Raw genomic sequence first — 17,209 nt, 5'->3', positions numbered from 1 at the left:
TTGTATTAAAAAAACATATTTTGAAAAAATATTTATATTATATTAGTTAAAATGTAATTTATTGCATTAATTGTAATTTATTACATGTTAAAATATTTTTGGTGAATGCCTAATTTTATTGATGTTATAAAGAGGTAAAAGATAGAGTGTTTATAAAATTCTAGTTTTTATAACTTTTAAATATATTTTTGTGAAAAATTAATTTTTGTAAGAAAAAGATTGTTTTGTGCTGATTTATGATTTGAACATGGAAACTAATTATTAGAATATGGGTATAAAAAAAGCCTTTTTGAATTTCAAAAAGGCTTTTAATATTTTGGTAAAGAAAATTTTAATTCTTACTTGACAATTTAGATAATAATCTTAAAAATTCGATATACAACCAAACTAATGTAATCATTAATCCCATTGCACCATACCATTCCATGAATTTCGGCATTCTTTCCTGAACACCTTTTTCAATAAGGTCGAAATCTAAAAATAAATTCAGAGCCGCAATTATAATTACAAAAACGCTAATTCCGATACTCATCATAGAGTTTCCGTAATGAACCGGAGTAAAATTAAAAATTAAAGAAGCAATCCATGAAATTAGATAATATGTAGCAATAGCAAGAGTAGCAGCAATTACAACTGATTTGAATTGTTCAGTAACTTTTACAATTTTAAATTTATATAAACCTAAACAAACTAAGAAGGTAACCAATGTAGCTCCAACCGCGTTTATTACGATTCCAGGATACATGGCTTCAAAAATAGCTGAGATTCCTCCAATGAATAATCCTTCAAATAAGGCATAACCCGGAGCAAGATACGGTGATAATTGTGGTTTAAATGCAGAAATTAAAACAAGAACAAATCCAACAATTGCACCTCCAATAGCTGGCAGCATAATGTTGATTCCGTTAAAAGCCATCCACCATGTTACCATAGCAGCGCCGCATAAAATTAAAAATAGAATAGCTGTTTTATTAATTGTACCAGACAAAGTCATTTCCTGATTGTAATCAATAATCTTTGCTTCGTGTACTTCTTCAGCTCTTGAAACAGCATTTGATGAAAAACGCTTGTTACTTAAAAAAGGATTTTTTGAATTAAAGGCCATAGTTTTATGCTTTTAGTGAACCCAAATATATGGAGTTTTTTTGAAGTCTATAGGGTTAAACTTAAATTTTTAACATGAATTTTTCTTTTGAAACCTTATATAATATAACAAATCCATCAAAAGAAACTCTTGATGGATTTTTTATATTTTTAATTTTAAAATTCTATTTTAAAAGATCTAAAACTAATGAAGGGAATAAACCTAAAGCAATATTTAAACCAATTGAAACTACTGCAACGGCATAAATAAGAAATGGTTTTCCTGTCCTTTCTTCATTTGGTTCCTTAGAATACATTGCCAATATTAGTTTGAAATAGTAGCCAACGCTTATTATAGAGTTAATTACAGCAACAATTACGATCGCTATATAACCTGCATGAAGCACCTGATCAAACAGGAATAATTTTGCAAAGAATCCTGAGAAAATTGGAATACCGGCCATAGATAATAATGAACCAGTCAATATTGCGGCCAATAAAGGATTTGTTTTTCCTAATCCGTGAAAGTTTGTAATATCTTCATTATCCTGATTTTTACAAACATATAAAATCACACTGAATGCAGCAATCCCTGCTAAAGCATACGCTGCAGTATAGTATAATAAAACTCCTGCAGAAGTTGCGATGCTTAAAAATGTCATTAACATGAAACCTGCATGAGAAATTCCTGAGAATGCCAGCATACGTTTTACATTTACCTGACGTAAAGCCATTATATTTCCAACCGTCATAGAGGCAATTGAAATTACAATTATAATGTTTTCAAAAGTTCCTAAAAGATCCTGATTTTCCAAAGAAGGAATTAAATTTAATCCTGAAACCAATTTGAACAATGTCGCAATTGCTACAACTTTTGCCAAAGTACTCATTAAAGCTGTTGTTAAAGCAGGCGATCCTTCGTAAACGTCTGGTGCCCAAAAATGAAACGGTACAGCAGCTACTTTAAAGAACATTCCAATAGTCATTAAAATCATTCCGATTGGAAACCAGATTGGCAATTCAGCAGATAACGAACTTTCGTGAATTTCTGCAATATCAAAAGTTCCCATAGCTCCGTAAATCAAACAAATACCAAATAAAATAATTCCTGATGCAAAAGATCCCATTAAGAAATACTTCATACCCGCTTCGTTACTTTTAATATTTAAACGATCACTTGCTGCAAGAACATATAATGCGATGGACAAAATTTCAATTCCAAGGAAAAACATTGCTAAGTTTCCAAAAGAAACCATAGCAACAGCTCCAGCCAGTAAAAACACTTTTATGGCAATATAATCAGAAATTTTTGTCTGATGGTTTTCGTAAAAATTATGACTTAATGCTACAAGGAAAATAGTCAGAACGATAAATAATGATGAGAAAGAAGTAGAGAACTTACTTACTGTAATCATATTATTGTAATAACTTGCCGTTGTTCCAAATTCATAATAGTTAAGCGCTAAGACACCCAGTAAACCCAAAATGGTAAACGGAACAATGCCCTTTCTAAAATTTAGAATTTCAAACAATAGGCAGAAAATACCCAATCCTGTTATAGCTATTAATGTATTCATTTTTGTTTTTTTGATTTAGGAAATCTAAAACGCCCTAATTTATTTTATTTAAAATATTAATTTTTATTGATAACGTTTAAAATCGTTTCTAAACTTGGAGTGATTAAATCTGTAATTGGTTTTGGATAAAATCCAAAGAATATTAAAACAGCAATTATCGCTACCATAGAAATTCCTTCGTTAACAGAAACATCTGCAAAAACTTTTGAATTTGTTTGACCAAGCATTACATTCTGGAACATTTTAAGCATATAGTAAGCTCCTAAAATAATCGTTGTTCCGCCTAAAACTGCAAACCAAATGTTTATTTGAGAAAGACTATATAATACAGTAAACTCTCCAACAAAGTTAAAAGTCGTAGGTAAAGCGACTGAGGCTAAAACCAAAATTAAAAACATAGAAGCGAATTTTGGCGATTGTGTACGGATTCCGCCTAATTCAGCAATTTCTCTGGTTTCAAATCTTCTATAAATAATTTCTGCAGCGTAGAATAATCCCACGACCACAAAACCGTGGGCAATCATTTGTAAAACTGCTCCGCGTAAACCATCAAGAGTTAAAGTGTAAGATCCGGCAGCAATTAATCCAACGTGAGCAAGAGATGAATACGCTAATAATTTCTTTAAATCTTTTTGTCTTAAAGCTACAATTGATCCGTAGATAACACCTGCAATTCCTAAAGCAATAAAAATATCCATATATTCTTTTGCAGCAAGAGGTGCAATTGGCAATTGCCATCTGATAACGCTGTAAAGTCCCATTTTTAACATGATACCAGATAAAAGCATTGTTCCAACAGTTGGTGCTTTTTGGTATACGTTTGCCTGCCATGTATGAAAAGGAATAATTGGAATTTTAATTGCATAAGCAAGAAAGAAGGCAAGGAAAATCCAAAGTTGTTCACAAGCTGATAATTGTACCTTATATAAATCTTCTATTAAGAAAGAACCTGTTTTTTGGTATAAATAGATAAAAGCTGTCAGCATAAATAATGAACCGGCAAGTGTGTAAATAAAGAATTTAACCACAGCTTTTCTGCGCTCTTCTGCATCTCCGTTACCCCAGATAAGAGCAATAAAATAAATAGGAACAAGTGCTAATTCCCAGAAAATATAATATAAAAGACCATCTGCAGCGAGGAAAGTTCCTGTCATTGCAAATGCCATAAACAAAATTAAAGCATAAAAAGCTTTTGCATTTTTATATTCATTCCCAAAAGAAGAGAATATAATAATTGGAGTCAGCGCTGTTGTCAATAAAAGCATTGCAAGAGCTAATCCGTCTGCATTTAGCGCAAATGAAATTTTAGGCTGTGTAATCCACGCATTGATAAGGCTGATATTTTCTCCAGCATTAAAATGGTTTAACAATACAACCGAACAGCCTAGAGCTGCCAAACTAAAGAACAAAGCTACTTTTGAAGCGAGTTTGTCACCGGCAAAATAGGTGATAAATGCACCAACTAAAAGAATAATTAATATAAGAGAAACGTTCATAGTTATAAAATTATTGAGCTAAAAATATATAAGAAACAATGGCACAAAGACCTAAAACAAAAGCAAAAAGATATAATCCGATACTTCCTGTTTGTAGTTTTTTACCCTGAAACGCTAATTCGTTAGCTGCTTTTCCTAATCCAAAAACAACTGCAGACAATCCGGTTTCAATATAGTCTCTAAAGAATCTTGATAATGTATTTACAGAACGAACAAAAATCGCATCGTAAATTTCATCTACATAATATTTGTTATAAAGAACTTTTGTTACACCAGTAATGTTTTCATCAGATTCAGGAACATTATCTTGTTTGAAATATTTGATATAAGCAATTAAAATTCCTAATAAACCACCTAAAACTGCAACACCCATCAAAGAGTATTCTGTTGGGCCTAAATGATGTTCTTCGCCAGCTGCTTTAGTGAAAAGCGGAGCTAAATATTCATTTAGCCAGCTGTTTCCAGGTAAACTGATCAATCCGCCGAAAGTTGCTAAAAGAGCTAAAATCATTAAAGGAAAAGTAATTAAACCATCGCTTTCATGTAGATGATGTTTTTGCTGTTCTGTTCCTCTAAATTCTTTAAAGAAAGTTAAGAACATTAATCTAAACATATAGAAAGCTGTCATGATGGAAGCAATAGAACCAACAATGTATAATGGAATACTATGGTGGAATGCTGTCAGTAAAATTTCGTCTTTTGAAAAGAAACCAGAGAAAAACGGAACACCTGAAATAGCCAATGAAGAAACCAGCATTGTCCAGAAAGTAACAGGCATTGCTTTACGCAATCCGCCCATTTTGCGCATATCCTGTTCACCGTGTAAACCGTGTATAACTGAACCGGAACCTAAGAATAAACAAGCTTTAAAGAAAGCATGCGTAATTACATGAAAAACAGCAACTTCATAAGCCCCAAATCCTAATGCTAAAAACATTAATCCTAATTGAGAAACTGTAGAATATGCCAATACTTTTTTAATATCAGTTTGAACTAAACCAATGGTAGCCGCTACTAATGACGTTACAGCACCAATAATTGCAATTACAGTTTGTACATCTGATGCAAGATCAAAAACAAAGTTTAATCTTGTCACCATAAAAATACCAGCAGTAACCATTGTTGCTGCGTGAATTAATGCAGAAACAGGAGTAGGACCTGCCATCGCATCTGGAAGCCAAGTGTATAACGGAATTTGAGCAGATTTACCACAAGCTCCAATAAACAAACACAAAGCCGCTAAAGACAGTAACGGTAAATTTAAGTTAGATGCCCCGGTAATTGCAGTTTTTAAAGCTCCATAATCTAAAGTAGAAAACATTGAACCAATAATGAACATACCAATTAAAAGACCTAAATCTCCAATTCTGTTCATAATGAAAGCTTTTTTTGCTGCGTCATTGTAATCCTGATTTTTATGCCAAAATCCAATTAAAAGGTAAGAACATAGTCCAACACCTTCCCAGCCAATAAATAATACTAATAAGTTGCTTCCAATTACAAGTGTAATCATAAAGAATACGAACAGATTTAAATATGCGAAGAACTTGTGCATATTCTCATCATCATGCATGTAACTGATAGAGTATAAATGAATCAAAGATCCAATTCCGGTTACGAAAAGCAGCCAAAGAACTGATAATTGATCTAATAAAAATCCAAGATTGATTTTTAGATTACTAATTTGAATCCAGTCAAATAAAGTAACTTCAATTCCTTTTCCCGTTGAAGTTATTTGATTAAAAAGAACAAGTGTAATTATAAAAGAAACAGCCACGGCAGCAGTTCCGATGATTCCCGAAACTGTTTTCCCTAAGCTTTTTCCAAAGAAAACATTGATTAAAAATCCTAAAAAAGGAGCTAAAACTAAAACTAAAGCTAAATTGGTATCCATTTCTATTTTATCCTTTTAAGTTTTTTAAATTATCGATACTAATTGAGCCGATGTTTCTAAAAATAGCAACTAAAATCGCCAGTCCTACTGCAACTTCAGCAGCTGCAACAGCCATCGAAAAGAATACAAAAACTTGTCCCTGAGCATCCTGATGGTATGTTGAAAAAGCCACAAATAAAAGGTTTACTGCATTAAGCATAATTTCGATAGACATGAAAACGATAATTGAATTTCGTCTGTACAATACACCAAAAACACCAATACAAAAAAGTACAACACTTAAAAAGATGTAATTTTCAATACCTATTTGATTTAATATATTACCCATTATTTATTTAATTTTTCTTTTTTAGACAATAATACAGTTCCAATCATCGCAACCAAAAGTAAAATCGAAGCAAATTCAAAAGGCACCATATATTCGTTCAACAATATTTTACCCAATACTTTAATAGATTGGAAATCTTCTCCGGTCGAATCGTAATCTCCTACAATTGGTTTTGAATTGATGAAAATTGCAATTAAAACAATAACAATCAAACAAAAAGAAACAATAGCTCCTAAACGAGTAATTCGGGGTCTGTGAACATCTTTTTGTTCGTTTAAGTTCATAAGCATGATCGTAAACAGGAACAAAATCATAATCGCTCCAGAGTACACTATTATATGGACAACAGCTAAAAATTGAGAATTCAATAATAAATAATGACCGGCAATTGAGAAGAAACAAATCACTAAATAAATAGCAGAGTGAATTGGATTTCGGCTAAAAATTGTCATGAAAGCCGTAATTACCGTAATAAACGCTAAGATACAAAATATTACTCCTACAGGAGTTGCGTTTGCAAGATCTGGAATGTGTATCATTAGTTAGCGTTATTAAGTTGAGTATTTTTAATTGCCATTTCTAAAGGCATTACTAATTTGTCTTTTCCAAAAATGAAATCTTCTCTGTCATAACTAGCAGGAACTAATACCTTAGATGTTGTTAAGTAGATAGCATCTTTTGGACAGGCTTCTTCACATAAACCACAGAAAATACAACGAAGCATATTAATCTCATAGATTTCAGCATATTTTTCTTCTCTGTACAAATGTTTTTCATCTGGTCTGCGTTCTCCGGCTTTCATTGTAATAGCTTCCGCAGGACAAGATAAAGCACACAATCCGCAGGCAGTACAATTCTCACGGCCCTGCTCATCACGCTTCAGCATATGCTGGCCACGATAAACCGGACTCATCGTACGAACCTGTTCAGGATAATGAATCGTAACTTTTTTTCTAAAAAGGTGTTTAAGCGTAATAAACAAACCTTTTATAATCGCCACAAGATACAATCGTTCAATAAAAGTCATGTCCTTATTTGACACCACCTTTTTTCTACCCGATAATGATATAGTTTCTATTGACATTTTTACTATTATAATTTATGATTCAAATTTGATCAGTCAAATTCAAATCTATTTTGTTTTTATTTGAAGCCAATTACGGTTCTTAGAATCCTAAAGCTGCTGCAATATCGTGTCTTAATATAACGGCACCAGTAATCATGATGTTAATAATCGAAAGCGGAATTAAAATTCTCCATCCTAAGTTCATTAACTGGTCATATCTAAATCTTGGAATTGTCCAGCGTACCCACATGTAAAAGAAAATGAAGAAACATATTTTTACAAACAATACTGCTATTCCTAATATGTTAGCGGTATTTACACCAACATTTTCTACCATCCACTGCATTCCCGGATAGTTATAACCTCCAAAGAATAATACCGAAATAATAGTTGCAGAAGTAAACATACTTGCGTATTCAGCAAATAAATAGAATCCCATTTTCATTGATGAATACTCTGTGTGATAACCTCCAATTAATTCACTCTCACATTCTGCTAAGTCAAATGGAGTTCTGTTAGTTTCTGCAAATGAGCAAATTAAGAAAATTAAAAAAGAAAGAGGCTGGTATAATATATTCCAGTGCCATTCAGACTGCTGTAATGATATTTCTTTTAAGCTCATTGTTCCGGTCATCATCAATAATGCAATCATCGATAATCCCATTGCAACTTCATAAGAAACCATTTGAGAAGCAGCACGAACTGCGCCCATTAATGAGAATTTATTGTTTGAAGCCCATCCTCCAATCATGATGCCATAAACTCCAACAGAAAGAACTCCGAAAATGTATAATAAAGCAATATTAATATCAGTTGCCTGAAGGATTACTTCTCTTCCAAAAATATGAAGTCTGTCTCCCCACGGAATTACAGCACTGGTCATTAAGGCCGTACTCATTGAGATTGCAGGGCCTACAACGAATAAAAATCTATTTGGTGTATTTGGAAAAAACTCTTCTTTTGAGAATAATTTCATACCATCAGCTAATGGCTGTAATAATCCTCCCCATCCTGCACGGTTTGGCCCCACACGATCCTGAAGAAAAGCAGCAACTTTACGTTCTGCCCAGGTAGAATACATTGCCATAATCATTGTTACCGCAAAAACGATAACAATAACAACACTTTTTTCTATAATAAATGCACTTTCCATTTCTTATTTTTTATCGTTTGTAGTTAATGGAATTGCGGCCATACTAATTTTTTTACGGTCAACATCGCGCCCTAAAAGAATGTTCTTTTCAGTATCGATTTCAACTTTTTCTAGTTTTTGAGTGTAGTTATTTTGGTTGATAACAGAATCTTTTTCAAATTCTCTAGGACCTTCAATAACCCAGTCACTTACATTTTTATGATCGAAACGACAGCTGTTGCAAATGAATTCCTCAACTTCATGATACTCGTCTTTACGACCCGTTACACGTTGAATTTCTCCACCAAACATCCAAACTGTAGTTTTACCGCAGCAACCCGGAGTAGTACATTCTCTGTGTGCGTTATAAGGTTTATTAAACCAAACTCTTGATTTAAAACGGAAAGTTTTGTCTGTTAAAGCTCCAACCGGACAAACGTCAATCATGTTTCCGGAAAACTCATTGTCAATTGCTTTAGAGATTCCTGTAGAAATATTAGCGTGGTCACCACGGTCTAATACTCCGTGAACTCTGTTGTCTGTTAATTGATCTGCAACTTGTACACATCTTTGGCAAAGGATACAACGGTTCATATGCAGTTGAATATTCGGACCAATATCTTCTGGTTCAAATGTTCTTTTTTCTTCGATAAAACGAGATTTCGGATTTCCGTGCTCGAAACTTAAATTTTGTAAATCACATTCCCCGGCCTGATCGCAAATAGGACAGTCTAATGGGTGGTTGATTAGTAAAAATTCCGTTACAGACTTACGCGCTTCCGTTACTCTTGCAGACGATTTGCTGTTTACTTCCATTCCGTCCATACATCCTGTTACGCAAGATGCCATTAATTTTGGCATTGGTCTTGGGTCAGCCTCGCTTCCTTTGGAAACTTCAACTAAACAACAACGACATTTACCGCCGCTGCCTTTTAATTTTGAGTAATAGCACATGGCTGGCGGTACTAAATCCCCTCCAATCATACGTGCAGCCTGCAGGATTGTTGTTCCTGGTTCTACGTCTATACTTTGACCGTCTATGGTTACTTTCATCTCTTTATTTTGTTTTTTTAGTTTCAAGTTTAAAGTTTCAGGTTGAAATTGAAACTAAAAAAACATGAAACTTGAAACTATATTTTAAACTGTTTGTTTGCCTACTAAGTGTTTAACTTGTGAAAAAGGTTCAGCAACAAAGTGATCTCTGTTTTTGATTTTTTCAGGGAAACGAACGTGATATTCAAATTCATCTCTAAAGTGGCGAATAGCGGCTGCTACCGGCCAAGACGCTGCGTCACCTAAAGGACAAATTGTGTTTCCTTCGATTTTACTTTGAATACTCCACAATAATTCGATATCTTCTTCACGACCCTGACCGTTTTCAATTCTCCATAAGATTTTTTCCAGCCATCCGGTTCCTTCACGGCAAGGAGTACATTGTCCGCAAGATTCGTGGTGGTAAAAACGGGCAAAATTCCAAGTGTTTCTAACAACACATGCTGTATCATTATATACGATAAATCCTCCTGAACCTAACATAGATCCTGTAGCAAAACCACCATCACTTAAAGATTCATAAGTCATTAAACGGTCTTCTCCGTTTGCTGTTTTAAAAATTAATTCAGCTGGTAAAATTGGCACAGAAGAACCTCCTGGTACAAATGCTTTCAAAGGTCGGCTTGAAGACATTCCTCCTAAATATTCATCAGAATTCATGAATTCGTCAACACTTAAACCTAATTCAATTTCGTAAACTCCCGGATTTTTAATGTGGCCAGAAGCAGAAATTAATTTAGTTCCTGTAGAACGACCAATACCAATTTTAGCATAATCATCTCCGGAATTGTTTACAATCCAAGGCACCGTTGCAATAGTTTCAACATTGTTTACTACAGTTGGGTTTGCCCAAAGTCCTGATACAGCAGGGAATGGCGGTTTAATACGAGGATTTCCTCTTTTTCCCTCAAGAGACTCAATAAGTGCAGTTTCTTCTCCACAGATATAAGCTCCGGCTCCGCAGTGAACATGGAGTTCAAGGTCGTAACCTGAACCTAATATATTTTTTCCTAACCAGCCTGCGGCCTTAGCTTCGGCGATTGCTCTTTCTAAAATTTTGAATACCCACATATATTCTCCACGAATGTAGATATACGAAAGGTTAGCTCCCAAAGCATAACTTGATGTAATCATTCCCTCAATCAATAAGTGAGGAATATATTCCATCAAAAAGCGGTCTTTGAAAGTTCCAGGTTCAGACTCATCGGCATTACACACTAAGTGTCTTGGTCTTCCGGATTTTTTGTCAATAAAACTCCATTTCATTCCGGCAGGGAAACCAGCACCACCACGTCCTCTAAGACCTGATTTTTTTACTTCCTCAGTTACTTCGTCTGGTGTAAGTGTTTTTAGCGCTTTTTCTACAGAAGCATAACCACCATTTTGGCGATATACTTCATAAGTTTTAATACCAGGAATATTGATTTTATCTAATAATATTTTTTGTGACATCTTATTTATCGTGTAATATTATTTTATCCTCTCTGCAATCAGCTATTATCTGATCGATTTTTTCTTCTGTCAGTTTCTCTTTGTAAAAATCTCCCAACTGCATCATTGGAGCGTATCCGCAGGCACCTAAACATTCTACACCAGCAATGGTAAACATTCCGTCAGGAGTTGTCTCCCCCATTTTGATTCCTAGTTTTTCAGAAGTGTAATCCATTAAATCCTCAGCACCACGTAAGCAGCAGCAAGAAGTCTGGCAAAACTCAAACATATATTTTCCAATTGGCTTTTGGTTAAACATGGTGTAAAAAGTCACCACTTCATAAACCTCAATTGGTTTTATCTGAAGAATTTCGGCAACCTTGTCCTGCAATTCAATGCTAAGCCAGTTGTTATGCGCATCCTGCACTTCGTGCAAAACAGGCAGTAAAGCCGATTTTTGTTTGCCTTCCGGATAATGACTAATTAATTCATTGATACGAGCGATCAATGCCTCAGTCATGTTTATTTCTTGTTTGTAATGTTTACGTTCCATTTTTAATTTTAGATTTTAGATTTTAGATTTTAGATTTTTTCAAATCTTTATCTACAATCCGTATTCTGCAATCTGTGTTTAAGTTTTAGATTCTTCAATCTTTATATAAGGTTAGATTTATAAATCTAAATTCTAAAATTTGCAAAGCAATCTAAAATCTAAAATCTTAAATCTAAAATTCTTTACGCGTCTAATTCTCCTGCAATTACATTTAAACTTGAAAGAATAACAATTGCATCTGATAATAAAGCTCCTTTAATCATTTCAGGATAAGCCTGGTAATAAATAAAACAAGGTCTTCTGAAATGTAATCTATATGGAGTTCTGCTTCCGTCAGTTACTAAATAAAAACCTAGTTCTCCATTTCCTCCCTCAACCGGGTGGTAAATTTCGGCAACCGGAACAGGAACTTCTCCCATTACGATCTTAAAGTGATAAATCAAAGATTCCATTGAATTATATACATCTTCTTTTGGAGGAAGGTAGTAATCAGGAACTTCAGCATGGTATTCGTTTCCAGCTGGCATTTTATCCAAAGCTTGACGAATAATGCTTAAACTTTCCCAAACTTCAGCATTACGAACACAGAAACGATCGTATGTATCTCCTGATTTTCCAACAGGGACAATAAAATCAAAATCTTCATAAGATGAGTAAGGCTGCGCTACGCGAACGTCATAATCAACACCTGCAGCACGAAGGTTTGGACCTGTAAATCCGTAAGCCATTGCTTTCTCTGCTGAGATTGCACCTACGTTTACAGTTCTGTCAAGGAAAATTCTGTTTCTTTCGAATAAGTTTTCGAATTCTTTCCAGGCAACTGGAAATTCTTCAAGGAAAGTATCTAGTTTTTTAAAAGCTTCCGGAGACCAGTCTCTTTCAAAACCGCCAATTCTTCCCATATTGGTTGTTAAACGAGCACCACAAATTTCTTCGTAGATTTCGTAAATCTTTTCTCTAAATTGAAAAACATATAAGAATCCGGTATATGCACCAGTATCAACACCAAGAATAGAATTACAGATTAAGTGATCTGTAATACGCGCAAGCTCCATTACAATAACTCTTAAGTACTGTGCTCTTTTTGGAACTTCAATGCCTAACAGTTTTTCCAGAGTCATCCACCATCCCATATTGTTAATAGGAGAGGAGCAATAGTTCATACGGTCAGTAAGAGGTGTAATTTGATAAAAAGGACGATTTTCGGCAATTTTTTCAAAAGCTCTGTGAATGTAACCAATAGTTGGTTCAGCTTCTAAAATTCTTTCACCATCCATCAATAAGATATTTTGGAAAATACCGTGGGTTGCCGGGTGAGTAGGACCTAAATTTAGTACAGAAAGTTCGCTTCCGTCTTCGTTTAGTTTCTCCTTAATTATTTTAGCATAACGATGCTCTGGTGGTAATAATAGTTCTGACATTTTATAATGTTGAATTATTTAGCTATTTGATACTGTTCTTCCGAAGAATCTGTCGTCTTTATCAGTTCTTCCACTGTCTTCCATTGGAAATTCTTTTCTCATTGGGAAAGACATCATTTCATCCATATTCAAAATACGTTTCAATTGCGGGTGACCAATAAAATTGATTCCAAAGAAATCGTATGTTTCTCTTTCCATCCAGTTTGCACTTAAGAAGATATTTGAAATAGATTTAATTTCAGGTTTTTCGCCATTCAGATAAACTTTAATTCGAAGACGTTTATTTTCATACCAGTTATGTAAATGATATACAATTGCAAACTGACGCTCAGAATCATTATCGGGATAATGAATTCCGCATAAATCTGTTAAAAAGTTAAAACGCAGTTCAGTATCGTTTTTTAAGAATAGAATTAATGCCGTAATTTTATCAGCAGATGCTTCTAAAGTAAAAATATCTCTTTCTTGCTGAAAGTTAAAAACATCGTTATTAAATGTTTCTGTAAGTTTATCTTGAATCAGGGTATTTTCTAAAGCCATCTTATGAGATATTATATGAAGCTAATAATTCCTGGTATTCTGGTGAGCTTCTGCGTCTGACAGATTCACTTTTTACCAATTCTTGTAATCTCATTACTCCATCAACAATTTGTTCTGGTCTTGGAGGACATCCGGGAACATAAACATCTACCGGAATTACCTTATCAATTCCCTGCAGAACTGAGTAAGTGTCGAAAACACCTCCTGAAGAAGCACATGCACCAACAGCAATTACCCAGCGTGGCTCAGACATTTGTTCGTAAACCTGTCTTAAAATTGGAGCCATTTTTTTAGAAATAGTTCCCATTACTAATAACATGTCAGCCTGACGGGGAGAAAAACTCACACGCTCAGATCCAAATCGTGCTAAATCATAATGTGATGCCATTGTTGCCATAAACTCAATTCCGCAGCAAGATGTTGCGAAAGGTAAAGGCCAAAGAGAATTCGCGCGTGCCAAACCAACAACATCATTTAGTTTTGTAGCGAAGAAACCTTCTCCTACAACTCCTTCCGGTGGCGCAACCATATTTACATTTGAATCGCTCATTTTATTTTAGATTTCTGATTTTAGATTTTAGATTTGGGTAAATCCTGAAAATAGAAAATCAATTTTTTAAATCAGTTTAATTTTAATTTCAAACTTTACATCGGAGTTTTTAGATAAATCTAAAATCAACAATCTAAACTTTAAAATATTTATTCCCACTCTAAAGCTTTCTTTTTGATGATGTAGAAAAATCCAACTAAAAGTAATGCCATGAAAACAACCATTTTCAGCATTCCTTCTACGCCAAGATCTTTAAAGTTTACTGCCCACGGGTAAAGGAAAATTACCTCTACGTCAAACAATACAAACAAGATAGCAACAAGGAAATATTTTACAGAAAAAGGAATGCGGGCATTACCGACAGATTCGATACCGCACTCGAAGTTTTTATCTTTAACTTCAGAGGTTCTTTTTGGGCCTAATTTTCCAGAAATAATGATTGTTCCTACCACAAAACCTACGGCTAGAATGAACTGCATTAAGATAGGAATGTAACTGTATTGATCAGATTGCATAAGCTTAGCTTTTTTACTTAAGAATAAGCCACAAAGATAACTTTCAACTACGTAAATCACAAACTAAAGGAGGACATAAGTACCTTCGAAAACCATGTTTACCTGTAATTTTTATTGATTATAAATAACGGTTGGTTTTTTTAATATTTTTTTAAGAAATAGACTAAAAAAAAACGTTTCGAAATTAATCGAAACGTTTTTAAAACCATTCAGAGGCAAAAAAAATAAATTGCTATATTTTTCTTAGATTACTGCTACTTTAGCAGCAACTTTCCCTTTTCTTCCTTCTTCTTCTTCGTAGCTTACACGGTCACCTTCGCGTAATTCTTCCGCGTTAATTCCTGAAGCGTGAACGAAGATGTCCTTTCCTGTTTCTTCGTCTGTAATGAATCCATAACCTTTAGATTCATTGAAAAATTTTACTGTACCTGTACGCATTGTAATTGTAATAATAATTTATAATAAAACAAATGTAATATTTAAATCCATATAAAAGACATATACCTGTTAAAATTTTGTAAAAATTATTGATTTACAGTGTTTTTACGTAGTTTATTGCGTCAATTTATACAGAAAACACCAATATTTGAGAATCATTAATTGTAGGAATATAAAAACAAGTGAATTGTAGGAATTTGATATTTTTAAAAATCAATATTTTAGGATTATTTTTATACTTTTCGAAAAATAAAAAAGCGGCTGGAAAATTTCAGCCGCTTTTTAGGAATTTTAAAATTCTTTATTTTATATAGAATCAATTTTTATGTGTAATTCTTTTAATTGTGCCTCATCGATTGCAGCAGGTGCATCGATCATTACATCGCGGCCGGAATTATTTTTAGGGAATGCAATAAAATCCCTAATCGTTTCCTGACCTCCTAAAATAGCTACCAAACGATCTAATCCAAAAGCAAGTCCTCCATGCGGCGGTGCTCCAAACTGAAAAGCATCCATCAGGAATCCAAACTGAGCTTTTGCTTCTTCTTCACTAAAACCCAAATATTTAAACATTAATTGCTGTGTTGCTTTATCATGAATACGAATGGATCCTCCGCCAATTTCGTTTCCATTTAAAACCATGTCGTATGCATTTGCACGTACATTTCCGGGATCCGTTTCTAATAAAGCAATATCTTCCGGCTTTGGAGACGTAAATGGATGATGCATAGCATGATAACGACCGCTTTCTTCATCAAGTTCTAACAATGGGAAATCTACAACCCATAAAGGAGCAAACTCTTCAGGATTACGCAATCCTAAACGAGTCGCTAATTCCATACGAAGCGCAGATAATTGCGCACGGGTTTTGTTTGCAGGTCCGGAAAGTACAAAAATCATATCGCCCGGATTTGCTTCTGTAGCTTTTGCCCAATTAGTTAAATCGTCCTGATCGTAAAATTTATCTACAGACGATTTGAAAGTTCCGTCTTCATTGCATTTCACGTAAACCATTCCCGAAGCGCCAACTTGGGGACGTTTTACCCAGTCAATTAATCCGTCGATTTCTTTACGGGTATAATTTCCTGCTCCCGGAACTGCAATTCCCACTACTAATTCAGCCGAATTAAAAACTGGGAATTCTTTGTGTTGTGCAAATTGGTTTAATTCTCCAAATTTCATCCCGAAACGAATGTCCGGTTTGTCATTTCCGTATGTTTTCATCGCATAATCGTAGGTAATTCTTGGGAATTTATCTACTTCAATACCTTTTATTTCTTTTAATAAATGTCTTGTCAATCCTTCAAAAACATTCAAAATGTCTTCTTGTTCCACAAATGCCATTTCGCAGTCAATTTGTGTAAACTCCGGCTGGCGGTCTGCACGTAAATCCTCGTCACGGAAACATTTTACAATTTGAAAATATTTATCCATTCCACCCACCATCAAAAGCTGTTTGAAAGTTTGCGGCGATTGCGGTAAAGCATAAAACTGACCTTCGTTCATACGGCTTGGTACAACGAAATCTCTTGCTCCTTCCGGAGTCGATTTGATTAAATAAGGCGTTTCAACTTCGCAAAAATCTAAATCTGATAGATATTTACGAACTTCCATCGCTACTTTATGACGAAACAATAAACTATTTTTTACCGGATTTCTACGAATATCTAAATAACGGTATTTCATTCTGATGTCTTCACCACCGTCTGTTTCATCCTCAATAGTAAATGGAGGCGTTAATGCAGAATTTAAAATAGTCAGTTCTGAAACTAAAATTTCGATTTCACCAGTCGGAATGTTTTTGTTTTTGGCTTCACGCTCAATAACAGTTCCTTTTACCTGAATTACAAATTCACGACCAAGAGTTTTGGCCAGTTCAAAAACGGTTTTATCGGTACGACTTTCGTCGAAAATAAGTTGTGTAATTCCATAACGGTCGCGTAAATCGACCCAATTCATAAATCCTTTATCACGTGATTTTTGAACCCATCCCGCAAGTGTAACTTCGGCATTAATATTTGAAGCGTTTAATTCGCCGCAATTATGACTTCTATACATAATCTCAATTTTAGACTGCAAAAGTAAATACAAAATTCAAGATAATATAGCAAAGTGATAAACTTGATGTACAT

The 17,209-nt window shown here is 34.2% G+C and carries 17 protein-coding genes; all 17 read right to left on the bottom strand.

The features are described from left to right. Positions 1 to 331 precede the first annotated feature (331 nt). Positions 332 to 1,105, bottom strand: coding sequence for a Bax inhibitor-1/YccA family protein (locus tag ASE21_RS05865; RefSeq protein ID WP_057121634.1), 774 nt, complete (start codon positions 1,103 to 1,105; stop codon positions 332 to 334). A gap of 163 nt (positions 1,106 to 1,268) precedes the next feature. Beyond that, the gene (locus ASE21_RS05860; RefSeq protein ID WP_057121633.1) at positions 1,269 to 2,660 is read right to left on the bottom strand and encodes an NADH-quinone oxidoreductase subunit N; all 1,392 of its coding nucleotides are present in this window, start codon (positions 2,658 to 2,660) and stop codon (positions 1,269 to 1,271) included. Positions 2,661 to 2,716: 56 nt separating this feature from the next. Continuing rightward, positions 2,717 to 4,156, bottom strand: coding sequence for a NuoM family protein (locus tag ASE21_RS05855; protein ID WP_057121632.1), 1,440 nt, complete (start codon positions 4,154 to 4,156; stop codon positions 2,717 to 2,719). Between the two features lie 10 nt (positions 4,157 to 4,166). Then, a complete protein-coding gene (gene nuoL, locus ASE21_RS05850; RefSeq protein ID WP_057121631.1) occupies positions 4,167 to 6,050 on the bottom strand; it encodes an NADH-quinone oxidoreductase subunit L in 1,884 nt (627 codons plus the stop codon). A gap of 7 nt (positions 6,051 to 6,057) precedes the next feature. Beyond that, positions 6,058 to 6,378 (bottom strand): NADH-quinone oxidoreductase subunit NuoK, encoded by a 321-nt coding sequence (gene nuoK / locus ASE21_RS05845; RefSeq protein WP_057121630.1) that lies wholly within the window; start codon positions 6,376 to 6,378, stop codon positions 6,058 to 6,060. Next, the gene (locus tag ASE21_RS05840) at positions 6,378 to 6,917 is read right to left on the bottom strand and encodes an NADH-quinone oxidoreductase subunit J (protein ID WP_057121629.1); all 540 of its coding nucleotides are present in this window, start codon (positions 6,915 to 6,917) and stop codon (positions 6,378 to 6,380) included. The genes nuoK and ASE21_RS05840 overlap by 1 nt, the downstream gene beginning before the upstream one ends. Continuing rightward, positions 6,917 to 7,462: a NuoI/complex I 23 kDa subunit family protein gene (locus tag ASE21_RS05835; protein ID WP_057121628.1), complete on the bottom strand. Its 546-nt coding sequence runs from the start codon at positions 7,460 to 7,462 to the stop codon at positions 6,917 to 6,919. The genes ASE21_RS05840 and ASE21_RS05835 overlap by 1 nt, the downstream gene beginning before the upstream one ends. An 82-nt stretch (positions 7,463 to 7,544) precedes the next feature. Then, on the bottom strand, positions 7,545 to 8,597 hold the full coding sequence (gene nuoH, locus ASE21_RS05830; protein ID WP_057121627.1) for an NADH-quinone oxidoreductase subunit NuoH: 1,053 nt from the start codon (positions 8,595 to 8,597) through the stop codon (positions 7,545 to 7,547). Positions 8,598 to 8,600: 3 nt separating this feature from the next. Next, a complete protein-coding gene (locus ASE21_RS05825) occupies positions 8,601 to 9,629 on the bottom strand; it encodes a 2Fe-2S iron-sulfur cluster-binding protein (protein ID WP_057121626.1) in 1,029 nt (342 codons plus the stop codon). 84 nt (positions 9,630 to 9,713) lie between these two features. Continuing rightward, complete coding sequence (gene nuoF / locus ASE21_RS05820; protein ID WP_057121625.1) at positions 9,714 to 11,081, bottom strand: NADH-quinone oxidoreductase subunit NuoF; 1,368 nt, start codon at positions 11,079 to 11,081, stop codon at positions 9,714 to 9,716. Position 11,082: 1 nt separating this feature from the next. Further along, positions 11,083 to 11,613: a complex I 24 kDa subunit family protein gene (locus ASE21_RS05815; RefSeq protein WP_057121624.1), complete on the bottom strand. Its 531-nt coding sequence runs from the start codon at positions 11,611 to 11,613 to the stop codon at positions 11,083 to 11,085. 182 nt (positions 11,614 to 11,795) lie between these two features. Beyond that, positions 11,796 to 13,034, bottom strand: coding sequence for an NADH-quinone oxidoreductase subunit D (locus tag ASE21_RS05810; RefSeq protein WP_057121623.1), 1,239 nt, complete (start codon positions 13,032 to 13,034; stop codon positions 11,796 to 11,798). Between the two features lie 18 nt (positions 13,035 to 13,052). Continuing rightward, positions 13,053 to 13,574, bottom strand: coding sequence for an NADH-quinone oxidoreductase subunit C (locus ASE21_RS05805; RefSeq protein ID WP_057121622.1), 522 nt, complete (start codon positions 13,572 to 13,574; stop codon positions 13,053 to 13,055). Position 13,575: 1 nt separating this feature from the next. After that, positions 13,576 to 14,124: an NADH-quinone oxidoreductase subunit B gene (locus ASE21_RS05800; RefSeq protein WP_057121621.1), complete on the bottom strand. Its 549-nt coding sequence runs from the start codon at positions 14,122 to 14,124 to the stop codon at positions 13,576 to 13,578. Positions 14,125 to 14,273: 149 nt separating this feature from the next. Continuing rightward, positions 14,274 to 14,639, bottom strand: coding sequence for an NADH-quinone oxidoreductase subunit A (locus ASE21_RS05795; RefSeq protein WP_057121620.1), 366 nt, complete (start codon positions 14,637 to 14,639; stop codon positions 14,274 to 14,276). Between the two features lie 243 nt (positions 14,640 to 14,882). Further along, entirely contained in the window at positions 14,883 to 15,077 is a 195-nt protein-coding gene (locus tag ASE21_RS05790; RefSeq protein WP_007137066.1) for a cold-shock protein, read from the bottom strand. A gap of 306 nt (positions 15,078 to 15,383) precedes the next feature. Next, on the bottom strand, positions 15,384 to 17,135 hold the full coding sequence (gene aspS, locus ASE21_RS05785; RefSeq protein WP_057121619.1) for an aspartate--tRNA ligase: 1,752 nt from the start codon (positions 17,133 to 17,135) through the stop codon (positions 15,384 to 15,386). Positions 17,136 to 17,209 lie beyond the last annotated feature (74 nt).

It is taken from the genome of Flavobacterium sp. Root901, from assembly GCF_001429765.1.
Lineage (GTDB): Bacteria > Bacteroidota > Bacteroidia > Flavobacteriales > Flavobacteriaceae > Flavobacterium.
The sequence above is the reverse complement of the archived record's forward strand: the minus strand, read 5'-3'. Positions and strand labels throughout refer to the sequence as shown.